The organism is Planctomycetia bacterium (genome assembly GCA_016795155.1).
Classification (GTDB): Bacteria; Planctomycetota; Planctomycetia; order Gemmatales; family HRBIN36; genus JAEUIE01.
This window is the reverse complement of sequence record JAEUIE010000005.1, coordinates 118,674-138,681: the sequence shown is the minus strand read 5'-3', so window position 1 is coordinate 138,681 and position 20,008 is coordinate 118,674. Positions and strand designations below refer to the sequence as shown.

Annotated in this window: 14 protein-coding genes; 3 read left to right on the top strand and 11 right to left on the bottom strand. The window is 52.0% G+C overall.

From position 1 onward, the window contains the following. Nucleotides 1–599: 599 nt before the first annotated feature. Nucleotides 600–1,319, bottom strand: coding sequence for a sigma-70 family RNA polymerase sigma factor (locus JNJ77_02650; protein ID MBL8821459.1), 720 nt, complete (start codon nt 1,317–1,319; stop codon nt 600–602). Nucleotides 1,320–1,321: 2 nt separating this feature from the next. After that, entirely contained in the window at nt 1,322–3,496 is a 2,175-nt protein-coding gene (locus JNJ77_02645; GenBank protein ID MBL8821458.1) for a protein kinase, read from the bottom strand. 99 nt (nt 3,497–3,595) lie between these two features. Here JNJ77_02645 and JNJ77_02640 point away from each other — a divergent pair, with 99 nt between their 5' ends. Beyond that, a complete protein-coding gene (locus JNJ77_02640) occupies nt 3,596–6,952 on the top strand; it encodes a PQQ-dependent sugar dehydrogenase (GenBank protein ID MBL8821457.1) in 3,357 nt (1,118 codons plus the stop codon). Nucleotides 6,953–6,979: 27 nt separating this feature from the next. Here JNJ77_02640 and JNJ77_02635 read toward each other — a convergent pair whose 3' ends face one another. From JNJ77_02635 to JNJ77_02620, 4 genes are all read right to left on the bottom strand, one after another. Beyond that, nucleotides 6,980–8,614, bottom strand: coding sequence for a hypothetical protein (locus JNJ77_02635; GenBank protein MBL8821456.1), 1,635 nt, complete (start codon nt 8,612–8,614; stop codon nt 6,980–6,982). 157 nt (nt 8,615–8,771) lie between these two features. Then, entirely contained in the window at nt 8,772–10,466 is a 1,695-nt protein-coding gene (locus JNJ77_02630; protein MBL8821455.1) for a sigma-70 family RNA polymerase sigma factor, read from the bottom strand. Nucleotides 10,467–10,513: 47 nt separating this feature from the next. Then, nucleotides 10,514–11,419 carry an FHA domain-containing protein gene (locus tag JNJ77_02625; GenBank protein ID MBL8821454.1) on the bottom strand — a complete coding sequence of 302 codons (906 nt, stop codon included), beginning with the start codon at nt 11,417–11,419 and terminating at the stop codon, nt 10,514–10,516. Nucleotides 11,420–11,492: 73 nt separating this feature from the next. Continuing rightward, entirely contained in the window at nt 11,493–12,629 is a 1,137-nt protein-coding gene (locus tag JNJ77_02620; protein ID MBL8821453.1) for a hypothetical protein, read from the bottom strand. A gap of 275 nt (nt 12,630–12,904) precedes the next feature. Between JNJ77_02620 and JNJ77_02615 the strand changes: the two genes are divergently transcribed. Both JNJ77_02615 and JNJ77_02610 read left to right on the top strand, forming a co-directional pair. Then, nucleotides 12,905–15,187, top strand: a complete 2,283-nt coding sequence (locus JNJ77_02615) for a hypothetical protein (GenBank protein ID MBL8821452.1) — start codon at nt 12,905–12,907, stop codon at nt 15,185–15,187. A 281-nt stretch (nt 15,188–15,468) separates the two neighbouring features. Continuing rightward, nucleotides 15,469–16,716 (top strand): bifunctional 3,4-dihydroxy-2-butanone-4-phosphate synthase/GTP cyclohydrolase II, encoded by a 1,248-nt coding sequence (locus JNJ77_02610; protein MBL8821451.1) that lies wholly within the window; start codon nt 15,469–15,471, stop codon nt 16,714–16,716. Nucleotides 16,717–16,718: 2 nt separating this feature from the next. Here the strand turns inward: JNJ77_02610 and JNJ77_02605 are convergent, their stop codons facing one another. The 5 genes from JNJ77_02605 to JNJ77_02585 form a co-directional block, all read right to left on the bottom strand. Beyond that, entirely contained in the window at nt 16,719–17,552 is an 834-nt protein-coding gene (locus tag JNJ77_02605; GenBank protein ID MBL8821450.1) for an ion transporter, read from the bottom strand. Between the two features lie 124 nt (nt 17,553–17,676). After that, entirely contained in the window at nt 17,677–18,546 is an 870-nt protein-coding gene (locus JNJ77_02600; protein MBL8821449.1) for a sulfurtransferase, read from the bottom strand. Nucleotides 18,547–18,551: 5 nt separating this feature from the next. After that, complete coding sequence (locus tag JNJ77_02595; GenBank protein ID MBL8821448.1) at nt 18,552–18,791, bottom strand: hypothetical protein; 240 nt, start codon at nt 18,789–18,791, stop codon at nt 18,552–18,554. Further along, nucleotides 18,760–19,017: a BON domain-containing protein gene (locus JNJ77_02590; protein MBL8821447.1), complete on the bottom strand. Its 258-nt coding sequence runs from the start codon at nt 19,015–19,017 to the stop codon at nt 18,760–18,762. The genes JNJ77_02595 and JNJ77_02590 overlap by 32 nt, the downstream gene beginning before the upstream one ends. Nucleotides 19,018–19,108: 91 nt before the next feature. Next, complete coding sequence (locus JNJ77_02585) at nt 19,109–19,891, bottom strand: cytochrome c (GenBank protein ID MBL8821446.1); 783 nt, start codon at nt 19,889–19,891, stop codon at nt 19,109–19,111. Nucleotides 19,892–20,008 lie beyond the last annotated feature (117 nt).

The window sequence follows — 20,008 nt, the reverse complement described above, 5'->3', positions numbered from 1 at the left end:
TGCTCCGGTACCTTTCACCGCCAGTTACAGGCCCAGCCGACTCGGATTCTTCCATAGGCGGCATCACCTCGGAAGTAGCTGGCATCGCGATATCCTGTTCCTGGGTACTCATCGCAATCAACTCCCGAAAATACCATTATCTTTTTTTGCTGTACCAGAGCCTAAAGTAGAGATTAGAATACAGGCCATAGAAACCCTGAGATACCCCAAGCCACAAGAAACAACTGATGTCTAACAATGGTTTAATTTGGATGGCGTGGATAGGTGCATTCGTCCTGGAAGTACTACTCGTTATTGCAAGTTTTCGCAGCAGAAACAGAAAGAAGAAAGTTCTTTATGCAGTTGCAGCGGTGATCAATATCATTCCGTTTCCGGTTCCCTTTCATAACGTACTTTGGTTTCCTGCCTGGATGTGGGCATGGATGTTTCTTGTCGTTGTAATTCATCATCATTTTTGTTTTAACTAAGCGATTGCTTCACAATGTATGAATTGGTTACCGGGCTATCTTTGCTGAAACAAAGCGGTGTTTGTAACACACTTCAGTTGTACTCAGCCGAGGTGTGAAAGAGCCCGACCATTGATACCCCCACCTAATAATCTACTCAATCTCCACCACCCCGGCGACATATTCCAGGAGCCCCATCGCTGCCAGTTCCTCTTCCACTGCCTGGGCGGATGGATCATTCAATCCCATGCGCACTTCATCCACCAGTAGCTCGGCAAACTTGACCCTTGATCGGCGGAGCATCTGCCTCCAGGCATCGGGCTTGATGCTGGTCTGCAGTTTGTCCCCCAGCCGCTGGGCGAGTTGTTCCGAACTCTCATCCGGGAATTGTGTTCGCAGATGCAGTACTGTGTAGGCAGGCACACCCTTTTCACTCTGCTCGTCTTCCTGCAGCCTGCCCCAGACATGTTCCAGTAGCGCCATCTGCCAGGCCCGTTGCCAATCGGCATCCTCAGATGATTCCGCCGGAACAAAGTTCAGTTCGGCATCGACCGTTCGCCTGACATTAGCCTTTTCCCAATGTTTGCGGGCCAGGTTCCGTGTCGCAGTCTTAAGCAGGTCGCGAAACCTGCCCCGATCAGGATCAGCCCCGGCAAAGTCGCCTCGTAGCATCCGAACGACTACATCCTGAGCCAACTCATCCGCCTGCTCAGTATCTCGAAGGATGCCTCCCAGATATTTACGCACTGCCGTTGCATAGCGCATGACGAGCAACTGGCGAGCCGCATCGGCTTCTTCCGGCTTGCCCTGCACATGAGCCCGCCGCACCAGGCTCCACTGGGTATGAATGGCTTCAATGCGAGTTTCACTCAAGTTTATTTCTCCGCAGCTTCCTTCTGCAAGTATTTGAAAATTTCCTTACAGTTGTCCAGTATCTTGACTTCATCTCGATACACCTTCTGCTGGGGATAATCCTCCACCAGCTTTTTCAGAACTGGTTCAACCTCGGCAATGATGCCCGGTGCCTTGACATATTCTCGAGGCAGCATACTGCGAATCAGATTGACTCTGCTCTTGCACCAGCGAAACCGGTATTCAGGCATCATAGGATAGTCATTCATCAGTTGCTGGAACACAGCAGATGCGTTCGCATACGCCTTATCTGCTTCGCTGAAGTTTTTGAGTGAATCATACACAATCGCCTGGTTGGAATTGATCATGGCCCGCAAGTAGATTTTGTTGGGTTGCGAATCGCGAGGCAGCAGATTCAATGCCTTCTGGAATTCCTCAGCGGCTGGCTGGAATTTGCTCTGTATCAACAGAATCGTCCCCAGGCTGTTGTGGGCTACTGCTAAACCAGACCGGCTTTTCGTATCAGTCTCATCAGCCAACTGTACAGCCTTCTGCTGATATTCAATCGCCTTGCGATAAGCTGATTCCGCATCGCTGAAACGCTGTGCCATGCGGTGATTCTGTCCGAGTGTTCCATAATAACTGCCAAGGCTCTTGGCCAGATTGGCGGTTAGTGCCTCGCCTTCCAGCCGCTTGAAAAATGGTTCTGCCAGTTGCAACTGCTGGTTACCAGCCTCTTGTTGCCCCTGATCGTGGCATAGGCTGGCACGAGACTGTAACACATCGAGATAGCGCCCCAGATGGTCTTGGCTCGACGATTCACGAATCAGTTGATCAAGCACCACCATGGCCTTCTGATATGCCTCTTCGGCTCGAGTGTAGGCACCCAGTGATCGTTCAATCGAAGCCAGTTGCATGCAGGATTCTACATACTGGGCACGGGCTATCTCATCGTTGGGCTTGTTGCGCAGCAGCCTTTCATACATGTTGCGGGCATCTTCCAGCCCCTGCTGTCGAATTTTTTCCGTTTGCGGAATGCCAGCCAGATCTTCCGAATAGTGAACAATCATGCGATCCAGCACCGCCCGTGTAGCCGCTGATTGCAGATCCGATTCACGCTTGGCCTCGTCTAATTGCTGGTAGGCATACCGAAGCTGTAAATAACCCAACGCACTGCCAATTAGCGTTAACAATCCCAGCGCAATGACGGTAGCCCAGGCAGGTCGGCGGCGGCACCACTTCCAACTCTTCTCGATAACTCCGGCCGGTCGCGCCAGGATGGTTTCACCATTCAGAAACCGCTGCAGGTCACCAGCTAAAGCACCTGCGGTCGCATATCGTTTGCCAGGCTGTTTCTCCAGGCACTTCATGCAGATGGTGTTGATATCTCGTGGTGTACCGGGTATGAGTTGACGTACCGGGACGGGATCGTTGGAGATAACCGCCATCAGAGTCTGCATCGGATCGGAAGTTTGAAACGGTGGACGGCCCGTTAAACACTGGTACAGAATAGCTCCCAATGAATAGATGTCGGTCGATGGGCCAATGCTCTTCACCATGCCCGAAGCCTGTTCAGGCGACATGTAACTCGGCGAACCTACGACATCGCCCGTCTGTGTCTGCTGCGAGTCGCCTTCGAGGTTCTTGACCAGGCCGAAGTCTGCAATCTTGGGCTCGCCCTGTTTAGTCATCAGGATATTACTGGGTTTCAAATCTCGATGAATGATTCCCTGCTGGTTGAAATAATCCACCGCTCGAGCCAAGGTCATCACCAGCCGGGCTGCCTGTTTCGCATCAATCGGCTCGCCATCAAGTTTTTGCGTCAGGGTGCCTGCTTCCACCAATTCCATGGCGTAGTAAGGCTGACCCTTCACTTCACCCGTGTCGTACACCTGGGCAATGTTGGCATGCTTCAGCTTGGCAATGGCACGTGCTTCGTCAGCAAACCGTGTCAACGTCCGCGGATTGGAATTACCAATCACCATCTTGATGGCATCCATCCGGTTAAGCCCCAGATGGCGGGCCTGGTATACCCGGCCCATGCCGCCCTTGCCCAGTTCCGAAATCACTTCGTAACCAGGAATGTCGGGCATTCCATTACTGGGCACCGTTTCAATCTCACGCACCTTCACCATCGTGGGATTGGTGGCATGATCTGATTCAACAAGAGTATCCAGTCGGGGAGGTGGTGGGAGCATACTGCAATCCTACCTCAAATAACGGTCAGGGTAAATCAGTACTTCTGTTTGACTTCACATACCGCTTGTAGGATACTCCTCTACCTTGAAGTATCGAGTTTGAATGGGTTCACGCCCGGAGTGATGATGAAACAGCAACTGCTCTACATGACAGTTCTTTCTGCGATGGTGTTGATACAGGCCCAAGCTGCAGAACCACCCGAAGACAAGAAGATGGTTGTCACTGCAGGAGAACCAAGCCGCGATGCGAAGCTGTCAACATCCCGCATTAAGCTGCCGAGCGGGCTGAAGGCTGAACTCTACGCTGCTGAACCACTGCTCGCCAACCCTGTCGCTTTCTGCTTTGATTCCAAGGGGAACATCTACGTCGCTGAAACCTATCGCATTCATGCAGGCGTCACCGATAACCGCAGCCACATGTACTGGCTCGATGATGAACTGGCGCTGACCACCGTCGCAGAACGTGATGCGAAGTATCGCAAACACCTCAAGGACACGTATTCCACCTATGAAAAAGAGCGCGACCAGGTTCGCAAGCTGATCGACAGCAAGGGCACAGGCAAGCCAGATCAGGCATATGTCTTCTCAGACAATTATCGCAAAGCTGTCGATGGACTCGGTTCCGGCGTTTTGGCACATCAGAGCAACATCTACTTCACCTGCATTCCCGATCTATGGCTGCTGCGGGATACCAAGAACAAACACCATGCCGATGTGCAGAAGAGCTTATCAACTGGCTACGGTGTACATACTTCTTTCATCGGTCACGATCTGCACGGCTTGGCAGTCAGCCCGGTCGATGGCAAGATTTACTTCAGCATTGGCGACCGCGGAGCGAACATCGTCACCAAAGAAGGCAACAAGATCGAAGTGCCTCATACCGGAGCAGTCTTCCGATGCAATGCCGATGGCAGCGATCTGGAACTCTTCGCAAAGGGACTACGCAATCCGCAGGAACTTGCATTCGATGACGATGGCAACCTTTTCACCGGCGATAACAATTCCGATTCAGGCGACAGAGCCCGGTTTGTCTACCTCCCCTACGGAGCAGATTGTGGCTGGCATATCGGCTGGCAGTATCTGGAACAACCCTATTCACGCGGGCCGTGGAATTCGGAATTCATGTGGCACCCGGCACGGAACGATCAGCCAGCTTTCATCGTGCCACCACTCATCAACCTGGGCGATGGGCCATCCGGGCTGGTTTATTACCCCGGCACCGGGTTGCCGGATAAGTATCAGAACCATTTCTTTATGTGCGATTTCCGTGGCTCGCCAACTTCCAGTGGCATTCGCAGCTTTGCAGTGAAACCAAAAGGCGCTGGATTCTCTGTTATCGATAGCGAGTTGTTTGCCTGGGGTGTATTGGCCACCGATGTGGACTTCGGCCCCGATGGCGGGCTGTACATCCTCGATTGGGTCGAAGGCTGGGGCAAGACCGGCAAAGGCCGCATCCATCGCATTGTCAATCCGAACTATGTCAACAGCGCCCAAGCAAAGACCATCAAGGAATTGCTGGCCAGCGATTGGAGCAAAAAAAACGTTGCAGAACTGGTGCCTTTGTTAACGCATTTCGACCGCAGGGTGCGGATGGAAGCACAATCAGCATTGATACTGCGCCAGGAGAAACTGCAGGCGATTGACGCCACGGTGTCTCTCATCCAGAAGGCAAACAATGAAACCGGGAAAGTATTTGCCATCTGGACACTCGGACAACTGCTCAGGCAAACATCATCCTTATCGGCATCTACCGCACTCAAAGAATGGTTGTTCGGTGATAACCCGCGCATCACGCTGGCAGTTCTGAAAGTGCTTACTGAAGCCAAACCTCCTTTTTCACTTGATGTGGACGAATATGTAAAGCTCCTGCGACACACTAACGATCAGGTGAAAGCTCAAACGGCACAATGCCTGGCTACTCATCCCGTCGAAACCGTTTACCCATCGATCTGTGAACTGCTCGGCAAGGCAGAAAAGGACCCCTGGCTTCGGCATGCAGCCACGATGGCACTGACATCACTTGTCAAGAAATACCCCGCTCTCTGGAACAACCTTACAACCGAATCGTCACCTGTTCGCCTGGCAGGTGTGGTGGCTGCTCGCAAATTGCTCGAGGAAAAGCAACTCGTGCGCTTCTTGAGCGATAGTGATTTGGCCGTACAGGCAGAAGCAATTCGGGCACTGCACGATGAGCCCGGCCTTGCAGCGGGAAAGAACTCACTTGCCAGTCTGCCGATTCGCTCTGAATACAAGATTCCTGTGCAGTTGCGTCTGCTGCATGCCCAGTATCTGAAGGGCGATGAGGCCGCTGCCAACAAGCTGGCCGGGTTCATCAGAGATGAAACCCGCAATACCACCTTGCGTCAGGAAGCATTGAAAATGCTGGCGAACTGGGCCAAGCCGAGCGGCCGTGACTGGGTAGTCGGCCTGTGGAGGCCGATAGCCCCACGCAGCGAACAGCCAGCACAACAGGCAGTTGCTGCAGCATTTCCAAACTGGCTCAAAGTAAAGCCAGCCGTGTTGACCGAAGCTGTTCGAACCGTTGAAAAGCTGCGATTGAAAACGCTGGGAAATGAGGTTCTTTCCCTAGCCCAGAACAATGCTAACAACACTGAACTGCGGCTCGCTGCATTACAGTGCGCAGTGTCGCTCGGAACTGCAGGCGTCGAAAAAGTGGCAGAGAGCTGGATAACCAGCAACGAACCAAATCTGCGCCAGGCTGCTCGAACCACTATGGTCAATCTGCATCCAGATCAGGCTGTTGGCATTCTCGAACGCATGTACGACCAGGGCGGCGTGCGTGAAAAACAGGAAGCCATCACGCAACTGGTTAAACTAAAAACCCAGGCTGCTGATGCAATACTCGAGCACTGGCTGCGTGCGTTTGCCGAAGGCAAAAGTGTCCCTGAAACACACCTTGAACTTTCAGAAGCGGTACAACAACGCCATCATGCCCAATGGAAAAGCCTGTGGAAACAGGGGATTGATCGTCTGGGCCAGCAAGGGCCCTATGCGGAACATCGCCCCGCTCTCACCGGCGGAAGTGCAGATGAAGGCCGCAAGGTTTTCTTTGAAAAAACCGCTGCTGCCTGCCTGCGTTGTCACAAAGTTGGCAAAGACGGCGGCGAAGTCGGCCCGGAACTGTCACTCATCGGCAAAGAGAAAAACCGCGAGTATCTGCTGGAATCGCTCGTTGACCCGAACAAGACCATCGCCAAAGGTTTCGAGTTGAGCATTATTCTGATGGCCGATGGCGTGGTACATCAGGGGGTGGTGAAGAAAGAAGATGACAAGACCGTCACGATCATCACACCGGAAGCAAAAACCGTGGTGCTGAAGAAAGCTGACATCGAAGAACGCAAGACAGGCAAATCAGCCATGCCAGAGGATACGATGAAGCACCTCTCAGCAAGAGAACTGCGGGATCTGGTGGAGTATTTGAGCGGATTAAAGTAGAATTTGGGTATTGGTTTAAAACACACCTTAATCACGCAACTTTCTACCAGTGCTGGCGCTATATCGTGGTAAATGAAGCACCCTGGCAGTAGGTATCGCCCAGAATCTTTTTGGTGTAGCTGCGATAAACCGGTCACATGATTCAATCCAATGCAAAGAATAAATAGCATCAGGGTCTTCATCATCAAACAGTTCCGGCTCCAGGCGTTGGTAATAGTCCCGGCCAGGGAAATAGAGTTTCCCAAGGTCACCCAGCTTGTTGTAACCTTCTTTTAGAATGATGCTGTTTTGGGGACCAGGTGTGAGGAACATGATGTTCGTAAATCGATTCATATGTTGCTTGCGCTTCTCGCTTCTCTGAAACTCGCATAGCTGTCCATTCTGAACTATGAAGAAGCCTGATTGACCTGAAGGAATGAAGGAGAAATCCGAACGACAATAATCAACTAAAGAATAGACAGGATCAAATGCACCATCTCTCCATTGGTACCCCTTCAAACCCCAAATGAGAATGTCTGAACCGTCATTTAATCGTACAACTCCCACAGAATACTTGTGAATCTCTGGATTCAAAATGCGAGCGCTTTCGTTGTACCGCAAGACTTTGCTGGATTGAACGAGCGGAAAACCAGTTGGCTTATGTTTATTATCACTTTCTCGGCGAGCAACCACCAACTCGCCAATAAATCCAGCCCACCCACACAGCAGTTCTGGATTTAACTCATCTATTCTCAACACAGAATAGTCGTTGGAAAGCGGATGATCACGCAGCCTCACTTCTCTGCCAAGATATGAATCAGCATTCTCATCCTTAGCTACCATCAGCCATTTCCCTTGTCGTGATGAATCGACTTCCACAGCATATTCATGCAACAACTCGATTCGTGGCGGCCAACTCTCGAAATTCACAAATGAAGTTGCCGGATCACCATGTTCATAAACGATGCTGCTGAACACCAGCAGATTGCCCCGACGGTGCTTAAAGTCATGGGCAAAGTATTTGGGAATTCGAAACTCTTCCAACCCTGTTTTTCTCTGATCGCCTGGCGGCATGATAGTCTTTGCCCGAACAGAGAGATCAGTTGCTTCCCAATACGCCAGTTTTCGTGACGCTGCTTCCTTGAGAACCAATACCAGTCCGCGAAAGAGCCTTCTGCTCGGCTTGGGATAGCGAGCCACTTTTCGTTCCACCCACTTCAATAGTTCGGGTACATGTTCGGCTGCCACATACACACCCGTGCAGCCATTCGACATGATTTCCTGCGGAAATTGCCCATGGAGTTGCGGATACTCTTTGACAAGACTGGAAAACAAGTCTTCGGGGTTGCCGATGAACTTCCTGGGCACTTGGGCGCGAAGGTCATCATCTGGTTGACCCGGCCAGAGTGACAAACAGAAACCACGCTCATAATGGTAAGGAAGTTCAGCAGCAGAAAACATAACCGCGAGATTACAGACATCCCTGGCAACAGCTTGAGGCATTCCCTCTGAATTCGCTAGAGTCAATTCCGAGAGTTGCTGCTGAACAATATTCCACCATTCCGCAGATTCATTTTCTTGATCAAACTGAGATTTGCCACGTTGCTTCTTCAGCAGCTTAGGAATGAATTGGTCTCGAATCATCTTTTCATCGACAACATGCAGCGTACAGTCATATCCCATTTGGGAACTCCAATATTTCAAACGACCATATCAGACAATGCGTCAGAATTCAACAACGACATTTTCTTCATCTTGAACAAACTGAAGTAGAAATGCAAAACACCTGTTCCGAACTGATGCAGAACAGGTGCTCTTCTTATTCATCCCATCGATTTCATTATGGCTTCGGTACATACTTATTGACGACGCCGGTTCCATGAATGGTTTTGGTGATCTTCGGCTCACCCACGTACTTGATAGAACCGGAGCCGCTGATTTTGACATTCAGCGATTCGCTGGCATTCACCACGACGCTGGCTGAACCAGGGATGTTGATGGTGGCCTGCTTGGCTTCCAGATCAGCAGACTGCACGGATCCCGAACCATTAACCGTGAAGTTAACAGAGTTTGCAGTGCCACTCAGTGAAACGCTGCCCGAACCGGCAATGCCGATCTTCAGTGATTTGCCCTCAATTTCACTTGCGGTAACGCTTCCCGAACCATCAATTGTAATGGCAGTCAAGTCTTTCACTTCGATAACGTAGTCAATCTTCTTGCTGGGTTTGAGTTGCACTTTCTCCTTGGCATTCCTGAGCGTGAGTCGACCATCATCGACGACGGTGAGCAGGTGTTCGTGCAGGTTATCATCAGTGGTCAGCGTGAGCGATTCCTTCCCAGTTTGCTTGAGGGTTATGCTGCCTGCGTTGAGAAGAACAACTTCACGGAAGCCGGATACCTCACGGGTTTCCGTAGTGATTTTGCCGGAACCAGTTATCGTAACAGTGTTCGTGTTATCATTTCGGCTGCCTTTGCCGGGGCGTGCAGGCTTCTGATTATCAGCACTCGTTGTGGTAGTATTGGTGGTGTTCTGGCCCGGGCGGCTGTTTGCAGTTGCAGTACTGTTTTGTCCGGCTTGTGCTCCACGGTTGGTGGTGTTTACACTGCCCGGCTTGCTATTCGCGGAACTCTGGCCGCTGCGAGTTGGCTTTTGATCATCCTGCATTAAGGCAAGCGCACCCGGTTCAGCAGCGCCGACATCGCCCAGAAACCAGCAGCCGTAACCCAGGCAACTGATGCTGACTGCCACCAGGGCAACCAGTTTGCATTTGGAATAAAACATGGACTTCATGGCTCCATCAGAAAGAGTGGCAACAGCCGGAGAGAGGGCCGTTGCAGGATGCTCAAGCAGATGCATGCCGATCCTGGTGGTAGTCTCCACCAGCGATTCAGGCAGACTGGCGCTTGCTGAGCTTTCCAGCGCCAACCAGGAGCCAAGCACCGTCACACTGAATAGCCCACGATGACCGAGCCGACGAGCCAGTCTTTGACGAGCGGTGGCTAATCGACTCGAAAGAGTACCCTCTGCAATTCCAAGCAGTTCAGCGGCTTCCCTTCTGCTTCGCCCTTCCAGCTCACACAAGACAACGGGACGGCGATAGATTTCGGGCAGCTTCTGGACTTCCTCATCGAGGTAAGGCAGCCAATCGTGCGATTCGACCGGTTCGGTCATCACCGGTTGAGCCTCCGTCAAAGGTTGTTCCCGCTGACCTTGCCTGGCCCGCTGTTTGCGAACCTGCAGGGCACAACGGCACGCCACTCCATGAAGCCAGGGGCCCAGCATCTCAGGAGGCTGGATGGCAGTTGCCCGCCGCACCAGCACCATAAATGCCGCCTGAAAAACATCATCGGCATCACGACCCAGCATGCGCTGAGCAGTTCGCAATACCATCGGCCCATGCTTACGAACAATCTCTGCGAATGCTTCTTCATCATGGCGGTGAATAAACCTTCGCAACAGGATGGCATCAGTTGCCTGTTCCCTGGTGAAATTGCCCGCTACCCGAGCCTCAGGAGATAGAGCAGTCAGTGTCATGCGTGACTCCTACCTCCTGTTGGTTGGAATGAAGGCGGCGCGTCGAATTATTTTGCACTTTTTTGCTGAAATCTTACTACCGTAGCACCAAGTTGAATCCTGTCGCCGTTTTGTAGTTCCAGTTGGTCATTGACGAGCTGATCATTCACCCTCGTATCCTGCGATGGCCCATCAAGTCGTTGCAGCCAGTAACGCTGGCCATCGCGCCGTAGTAATGCATGGCGTTTCATCACTGCCATATCACGAAGCAACAGAATATCCACAGCTTCATCTCGACCCAGCACGGTTCGTTCATTGACAATGGCATACTCTCGCCCTTCATGCCAGCCTTGCAATACCCGAAGTGCCGCAGGTTTCATCACTTCTTCGACCAGCGACCGTAACATGCCAATCAAGGCGCCCAAGAGCACCAGACCCAATGCCTGTCCCCAGATGTAACTCGTTTCGCCGGGTTGATACGTCGCCAGCAAAATGCCGAAGAACAATCCGCCCAGCGCCCCACCTAAAGATCCACCGATAACGCCATAAATGATTTTCCTGCGTGACATCAAGGCAATGCCTTCGCTCATGCCCACCGTACAGCCAAAAAAGGCCCAGCCCAGCATACGTGCCAACACGCTACCTGCGATGGCCAAGGTGCTCCCCGCACCAGTATTTGAAACGATGATGTAATTGATCCACTCACCCAGCCAGCAGCCGATGGCTCCGCCCAATCCGCCCAGGACAATACCAACCGCACCACGACGCACCAAACGCACCAGCGATCGATCAGCCAGTGCTTCCACCACGGCCAACCCTAAACCAATGCACGCACCAATCAGCAAGCCGCCAGTCAATGCCAGAACATGCCACGACCAAGACGGTGAACACCATTCGCTGAACAGCATCCAGCCGAACCAGCCCCCCAGGGCACCCATCATCGTGTGAAGATAAATACGGCTAAAACGGCGCATGACATGACCCGTTCAAAACAAGTCATGTCATTATAACAAGGTCAGCGTCGTTTATCTCTGCGTTTCAGACACATTAGCCTGGTGGCATCGGGAATCCACTGAACCAACTGCTCTCCAGCGTACGGGCGAACATGACCCGAATGTTAGGAGTAATGCGGGCCACATTGCCACCTGCACCACCATGGATCGTGCCAAACAGACTAGCTGTGACGGCTACGGCTGGCTCATTGTATGGCGGCTCCTGCATCAACTGTGTCTCACCTTGCTTCAGTCGCATGGTTACATCATCACTACCAGCCTGGCCATAGGCTCGGGCAATCACGCGGCCACTGCTCAAGTCGTCGAGTTCCATCATGGAACTGATAGTATCACCACCCGTGCCTCCCCACTGATTCAAAAACACAGCGCCGTGAACTGCACCATAGCCTACTGCAGAGAGGCTGTCATTTCCCTGACCGCCTCGCTGATTCACAGTTATGCGTCCACCCGTTTCCACAGTACCCTGACCCAGGCTAGTCCATAGCGTGTCCTGGGCTATTCCACCATCCAGATCAATCAGAACACGGGCAGTTGAAGAAACAGAACCGGCAATGTCTGCCGTTAACCTGTCCTGTCCCGCTTCGCCACGAGCCCGGTAGTTCAGGTTGGCATACACATTGCCAAACACTGCATCAATGACATCATTGCCCGAACCACCTTTGACATCAATCGTCAGGTTCTGCTTGAGTTCCGCAGGCATGGGCATCGGCCAGTCATACATTGGAATTTCGTTGCCATCCGGCGATGGCGCATCGTTACCCGGACCACCATATGGCACCATCAAGTTGCCACCAAAATCAAAGAAGGCGTAGTCGGCACCTGCACCCAGATCGACCTGCAAAGTCTTGGGAGAATACATTTCCAGACTGTCAAACTGGTAATAAAGCTGATCATCGCCAGCGCCCATCTGAACGATGATCTTGCTGATCTTGGAACTCATGAAGTCCTGGGCATAATCAAAGTCGTCGAGCATACCGCTGCTGACAGGCTGCCAGCTCACTTTGATGCTATCATCGGTATCGCTTTGAATAATGCGAACGATATCCGAGGAGGCATCACTGACGATTCGCAGTGTAGTTCCACCGTTAATCAGTGATGTTGTTACTGCCAGCAGATGACGATCTTCTAAAGTTTCAAGCGTACACGTGCGACGAAATGTAGACTGTGCCATGGCTCCCTCCTTGCCTTTCTCGACACGGGCGGTCAGATATCATCGACTTGAGGGGAATACAAGCTGAATAAGATGTGTCAGGTTCACACCAGGAAGACTCTGATAGCTATAACGACCTTAACGATTATGCAAGTCAGGCTTAGAGAGATCGACCCTACCGTCTGATGTTGCACTCGCGTGGATTATCTCTCTTACCTTATCTTTCATATTCCCGTTCTGCATGGAACAATAGGGGAAGGGTCTCTGCCGCAGTCTCATAGAGGGGTACGCACGCTATGCGCTGGTTGTTATTCTGCGTCAGTCTGTTGTGCATGACTGGGATTACCCTGAGCGCCCAGCCTCCCGAAACTGCTGGATCCACCACAAAGTACCTCGTTCGCCTCCGTTACAAAATCGATGCCGAACTTCAGCAGCGTTATGCCTACTACAAGCAGATGCTGGCAAGACTTGAACAAGCAGGGTTCAAAGCTGCTCCCGGATTACCCCGTGCAGAACTCTTTGGTGAAATGCTCTCAGGCACTATCCCTGCATCAGGCATCTCCACTCTGCGACTCGAACGGTTTCTGCGAGTAGCTGTTCTGCTTCCAGAAGGATATCAACTTCCTGCCGATGCACAGCAGACAGTCCTGGTTCGCCTGATTCTGAATATCACCGGATCCGACAGACAGCGAGAACTCTACCAGCTTGCCCGCGAGCAACTTAAGCCGCTCGGCTTCATCGAAAACGAAGGCGCTGACCATCAACAGCATACCAGGATGCTCGGCCGACTTCCCGTTGCTGCCCTCGATGCCCTGCTTAACTCCAACTTGGAAGTGACTCTACCTACTTCCCTGAAAGCTGCCAGTGCAGTCGCTGGCAAGACACCACTTGTACGATTGGCTATTGTCATTGCAGAAACATCACCCCCTGTACCCGATATTGCACAACCGACCGCAGCACCTGCTGGCAAAGAATATCTCGACAAGATCAGCCCTGACTTGAAAGGTTACCTGACCAAGGTTCCAGATGGCGACCTGGACAAGTTCATGCATCTGGAACTGGTGCTGCGTAGCCCACAACTGGACAACGACTTCCGCCTGCAACTGCTCCGCTCTGAAACCATGTTCATCACCGAAGGCAGCCTGGGGCCAATTGTCACCGGCCTGGCTCCTCCATCACGCATCACCGAACTGGCTAAGCAGGACAATATCTCAACCGTGCGATTGCCTCAAATCGCCCGCCCCTTCCCTGCCTCACAACTCGGCGCGGTTGAGTTCGCAGCCATTGGCCAGGAACTGGGTACCCTGCCAGTTGCACACATTCCTGCCACGCTGCCTAAACCCGCAAAACGTGCCGTGATCATTGGTGATGATTTCCGACAGTTTGAAAAATGGATCGGTGAAGGATTCCCCAAAAACACCAGGTTAATTGACGCAACCGCTGAACTCAATCCAGATCTGAAGCCTGCACCTCTGCCAGAAGGCGATGCACCTGGCCAAAGCACACTCCTGGCAAAAGAATTCCTGAAGCAGAATCCTCACGATGAAGTCGTTCTGGTACGAATCGATGCTGGTTCTCCGTTCCAGCTTCAGCAATTGGGTGAATCGGTCTTAGGCAAACCCTGGCTGACACCAGCCCTTTTGAACCGCAAGGAAGAATGGGCTGAGGAAACCACTCGCATCGAAAATGAAAAACTGGAACTGCGTGTCATGCGCAACCGAATACTGAATGATTTCACACTGGACGATGCCACCAAAGCCAAGCGACTCGAATATCAGAAACGACAGGAAGCGCTTGATGCTCTTGACAAAGCCCACTTCCAGCGTGGCATCCGCTTCGAGCAATTCATTCACGATATGGCCAGCCTGAAAGGCGCTAAGACCGTCTGCGTTACCATGCAATGGACCGATGGCTACGCTGACCTGCCCGGCCAAGCTCCAAGGCTTCGCTTCCTGACCCACGATGTTCTGCGTGGCGCCAAGTGGTACCAGGCAACACTCAACCGCCCAGGCCAGGTCTGGACTGGTCTGTTCCGCGACAACAATGGCGATCAGGTCATGGAATTTACTGCATCGAAATCAGCTGCTCGGCACGATCTGGCTCAGCTTGCCTGGAAACCTTTCGGTGCAGCCTCCTCTGCAGTTACCATACTTCCCGAAAACACGGTCGTGCAAGTCACCCTGAACTGGTTTGAAGTGCATGCTGCTACCGGCGACAGTGGAGACATTTATCGCAAACCGCAAGCCGATTTCAGCATCAAAGTACTCAAGGAACGAGATGGCGCGGGTAAGCAGCTTCCTGCAGATGCCTATGAAGTCATCGCCCGTTCACCGGTTCTAGCAGACCGTGTGGAACACAGCAAGCGAGGCAGCCTGTATCAGAGCATCCTCCGCTTTACGGTGCCTGCTGGCGGCGGAAAGTTTGCCCTGCAACTGACTGGCAAAGCCCCCGATACTACTGGCGATCAGCTTTCCACGGAACAGGCGGAAATTCATCCCAAGATCAGCCTCGAAGTAGTTGATCCTCTCAAACGTAACACCGGCCGGGTGATTTTCTCCAATCTGGCAACCGTTGAATAAGCCAAAGGCAATTGCACTCGGAATCAGTACCATACTCCGACTGTACTCAGTCGGGGTGTGGTTGCGAAGAACAAAGTGGCATCACATTTAATCAGAGAGACACGCAAGCAATAGCAGCACACTTCGACGTGAGTACACATCGAAGTGTGGCACGATCACCGGATGTTGAGTATTTAATATCACAGAAATTGCACGTCTCTCTACTTTTCGATTTCCGTTCTGATAACAGGCCGGACGCACTCATAGAATGATAGCTGGCACCCTTCTTTTTCAGGTTTGTCATGTCGAGCCCCTTTTGCAGTATTGAAGAAGCCCTGGCGGAACTTAAAGCCGGTCGCATGATCGTCCTCGTTGATGATGAGCACCGCGAAAACGAAGGTGACCTCGTTCTCCTCGCAGAAAAGGTCACGCCCGAGGCAATCAATTTCATGCTCACCCAGGGACGAGGCATTGTCTGCCTGTCGATGTCGCCTGCCATCTGCGATCGCCTGGGGCTGGAGCCGCAAACCACCATCAACACGACTCGCACCGGCACTGCATTCACCGTCAAGTTTGACGCCAAGACTGGTGTTACCACCGGCACCAGTGCGTTTGATCGAGCTCGTTCTATCCAAGTAGCGATGGACCCACGCACCACGCCTGCCGACTTGGCCAAGCCTGGTCACGTTGATGGCTTACGCGCTGCTCCAGGTGGTGTACTGGTGCGTGCCGGACATACCGAAGGCAGCACGGATCTGGCCCGCCTGGCCGGGTTTCAGGAAGCTGCGGTAATCTGTGAAATTCTGACTGCTGATGGACGCATGGCCCGCGTCCCTGACCTCATCGAATATTGCAAGACGCATCAACTGAAGATGACGACCATTGCAGCACTGATCGAATACCGCCGCACTCGCGAGAAACTGGTCAAACGGGAACTGACCGTTGATCTGCCCACTGAATTTGGCCCATTCCGTTTGTTTGCTTACAGCAGCGTTGTCGATCCCGAACCACACTTGGCTATCTGTGCTGGAAATCTTGGTGTCATAGACCCCACCACGGGCCAGGTGCCTGTGCAGGATGATCCGGTGCTGGTGCGCATTCACAGCGAATGCCTGACAGGTGATATACTCGGCAGCCAGCTTTGCGACTGTGGCCCACAATTGAAACATGCCCTGGCCCAGATTGCCCGCGAAGGTCAAGGCGTTCTGCTCTATATGCGTCAGGAAGGACGAGGCATTGGCTTACTTAACAAGCTGAAGGCCTATTCCCTGCAACAGGAAAAGGGCCTTGATACGGTTGAAGCTAACCGTGCCCTCGGCTTCGCTGCCGATTTACGACACTATGGCATCGGCGCACAAATCCTGGCAGACCTGGGCATTCGCAATATCCGCCTGCTGACCAATAACCCCAAGAAAGTCGTCGGCGTGGAAGGCTTTGGCCTCAAGATCGTCGAACGGGTTCCCATTCAAGTACCAGCCACCGATTACAATCAGCGATATCTTCAGACCAAAAAAGAAAAACTCGGACACTTGCTAACCGATGCGGATTGATTTCATTCGCGCAGGTCATCATTCCTTTTTCTAGCAATGTATTCCATTACAGCTTGTTCGGCATGGTGCTTCAAGTGCTCAATATCTACTGGTTCATCACATTCCTTCATGCATTGTTTCAGCCTGCGATAGACAGGCAGGGTTAACGTCAGCGATCGATGTTCTTCATCCTGCATGGCGGAGATGAAGGCACTGCCGATGATTGAGATGAACGTACCAAAAATACCCAGGCCAACAATCATCGTCAGAGTAGCAATCGTTCGTCCCAGCGTCGTTACCGGGCTGATGTCGCCATAACCTACTGTCGCCAGAGTTACCACGCACCACCAAAGTGCATCACCCATATGCCTGATCTTGTCAGGCTGAACATCACGCTCAGCTTCATACAGCGCTGTCGAACTGACTAATACCACAAAAGCCAGCACAAATCCCATGACTTCGAGTTGTATCCCCACTTTGCGGATGGTGGCTACGAACGACTGCATCGACTGGCTGTAACGGTAGAACTTCAGCAACTGCAACGCCCGCGCCATACGGATGACACGTAGCGAACGCACATCAAGTAGAAAACTCAGGTAAAATGGTAGAATGACCAGCAAGTCGATCATAGCCATGAACGTAAACGGATAACGCCATCGATCAGGTGCGTAGTACCAGCGTACCAGATACTCGATTGAGAAAATAATGACTACTACGATATCAATAATGTTTAATACTGATACCAGAGTCCCCTTGTCCTGGTCGCGTACCAGTTGCAGATCAACCAGGTGTACCAGTATACTTACCAGAATCGTTCCCTGGATAAACCACTCGAAGAAGCGAGCTTTGCTTGACATGACACAATAACTGCCTGTGACCAGGAAAGTCGGCATTGTGCCAGAGTACGACTATTACGTCGAGGTGAGATAGCTGCTGTTTCAACCACTATCGTTCACAGAAATTCACCATTCCACTAACAAATTATTTATTCGCTTTCAAATCAATCGGTACATCATCGCTGTTGCCCCATTCACCCCAACTGGCATGATAGTTTCTGACTGCCTTGGCGCCCATCAATTCCATGGCAAAGTTCATGACCGATGACCTGCCACCACTCTGACAATGTGCCACCTGTGGCTTGTTCAAATCAATCTGATGGCTTGCAAACAATGACTTCAATTCATCCGCGCTTTTGAACCGCTGCGTTTTGCTTTCTACCAGGTCAGCCCAGTCGAGATGCTTCGCACCGGGAATGCAACCGCCAAACTTGTTGTTCAGCTTGTTCTTACCAGTAAATTCAGCTTCGGTTCTGGCATCGATGATACCGGCAGATTTATCCTGCAGGTATTGCAGTATCTGCTGTTTTGTCGCCAACCTGCCTTCCTGACGCTGTACTTCAAAATCAGTGGGGATTGCATGCATGATCAGCTTCGACTGTTCGTACCCACCGGATTTCCAACCGTTCCACATGCCATGCAGCAATCGAACGTCTCGCACACCCCAGAATTTCAGAATCCACCAGACCCGGGCTGCATCTTTGTTGGATGCATCATCATAGACCACCACTTTGCTATCGCGAGTCAGCCCCAGTTCACTCAGTCGTTTGCTCCAGCCTGAAGCATCTTTGCCATCCTGAAATGCCTTGGCCCACTCGCTGCCATCCACCCGCATGGCCTGCGGTACATGCCCTGCAGCATGGGCCTGTGCACTGCGAACATCGAGTATACGCCAGCCATTGTTGTTAATCTCTTTGGCAAGCTGTCCTGGCTCGATCAGCAACTGGCGGTTCGGATAATCGGTTTCAGCCAAGTTCGAAACGGTTAAACTCAATAGCAGAATCCAAATTGGCATGATGTTCATTCCGGATGCGAAGAAGAGCGAAACAGGAACTGTCCAACCAGGGACAGAATAAAAAGGATGACGCCTGCGTACAACAGGCTTTTCAGTGCTTCATAATCCCACTGAGACCAGCCCAGCATGTTCATGCCAGCGCCAAGCACTGCCACATCCACCAGGCAGATGGACAGGATAAACGCCATCAGCATCAGCCAGCGACAAGCCGACTTAATGCTGAACAACCGTGATGCGGTTTTCAAGGTGACGATCCCCCAGATGGGGTATGACCGTTTCCTGTGCCAGTTGCTTCAAGTAAAAACTAGGCAACCTGCCGGAGAGGATAACCATATCCTCCTGCTCCAGAACCGTTACCAGCCGCAAGGCCGGAACTCCTGAATGAGACAAAGCTCGGCACAATTGATCTGACGTGATTGCCAGATCAGGTGAATCGGGTGGCACAGTGGTCACCGCGGAGTTGGGCATCATGACCTTCTCCCGGAAGTGTGGGCGAACAGCAGGTCCATCCCGCTGTTTTTAGCATGCTACAGACTCTATCCTCAAACCACGCTGCCGGAAACTAATTCGTTTCAACGCGGAAGTCTTCATGACATTTCGCACAGGCAGCATTGAGATCGTTCACCGCCTTCTTGAGTTCAGTCAGCTTTTTACCTTTGGCGGCTCCGGCAGCAGCCAGGGCATGTTTTCGCATCTCTTCAGCAGATGCGAGCCAATCTTTCGCTGTCTTTCCCTTGGGCAGATCAGCCGTAGGCACATGGGCGGTGGTAGCGACGCTCAGCGCTGCCAGCTTGTACATCGCGTTTTCAATTTCTTCTGCCTTACCCTTGGCACCGAATGAAGCTGAAGTCAGCCGTTTGTATTGTGTCAGGTTGCGATCAACATCCTTGACAGAGACATCCATAATGACAGCCAGGCTGGTCGCCTTGGCCAGATCAAGGTCAGCCGACTTGCTGCCTGATAGCGATTTGTATTCGTTAACCTTGGCTGCAAGTGCCTTGCACTCATCACCCTTCTTGGCCTTGGCTGCTTCGAGCAAATCCTCAGCGACTTTGCGAAGTGCGCCGGCATTGGCCTGCCCCGCACGTTGTGCAATCTCCGCATAAACAATCACGTTCGTCGCTTCAGCCTGGATGCGCTTGCCATTCTGATTGAACTGCGAAGCACTGGCAGTATAACTGGTCAGCTTTTTGCCTGATTCCTCCACCAACCTGGTATAAACAGCATCTGGCAGAATCTCTTTCCAGTTGGAAATATCCAGCTTGGAATCAGCCTGCACACCAACGCACAGAGCCAGTGTCATCATTACGGTGAAAGCTAAAATAGCACGTCGCAGATAGTTCACTGCACTTTCCTTCCTGTAGGTTCTAGGTGGGATCATCAAGCGGTGTGAGGCTATTATAGACGGCACAACAAGTGCAACGCAAGGGGGTGTCGGAAAGAACTTCTGATCCCTGTCAGA

Coding starts and splice junctions, on each gene's coding strand:
- JNJ77_02635 (MBL8821456.1), bottom strand. CDS start 8,614: ATGGGATATGACTGTACGCTGCATGTTGTCGATGAAAAGATGATTCGA.
- JNJ77_02600 (MBL8821449.1), bottom strand. CDS start 18,546: ATGCCAATTTGGATTCTGCTATTGAGTTTAACCGTTTCGAACTTGGCT.
- JNJ77_02630 (MBL8821455.1), bottom strand. CDS start 10,466: ATGACACTGACTGCTCTATCTCCTGAGGCTCGGGTAGCGGGCAATTTC.
- JNJ77_02625 (MBL8821454.1), bottom strand. CDS start 11,419: ATGCGCCGTTTTAGCCGTATTTATCTTCACACGATGATGGGTGCCCTG.
- JNJ77_02615 (MBL8821452.1), top strand. CDS start 12,905: ATGCGCTGGTTGTTATTCTGCGTCAGTCTGTTGTGCATGACTGGGATT.
- JNJ77_02620 (MBL8821453.1), bottom strand. CDS start 12,629: ATGGCACAGTCTACATTTCGTCGCACGTGTACGCTTGAAACTTTAGAA.
- JNJ77_02610 (MBL8821451.1), top strand. CDS start 15,469: ATGTCGAGCCCCTTTTGCAGTATTGAAGAAGCCCTGGCGGAACTTAAA.
- JNJ77_02605 (MBL8821450.1), bottom strand. CDS start 17,552: ATGTCAAGCAAAGCTCGCTTCTTCGAGTGGTTTATCCAGGGAACGATT.
- JNJ77_02645 (MBL8821458.1), bottom strand. CDS start 3,496: ATGCTCCCACCACCTCCCCGACTGGATACTCTTGTTGAATCAGATCAT.
- JNJ77_02590 (MBL8821447.1), bottom strand. CDS start 19,017: ATGATGCCCAACTCCGCGGTGACCACTGTGCCACCCGATTCACCTGAT.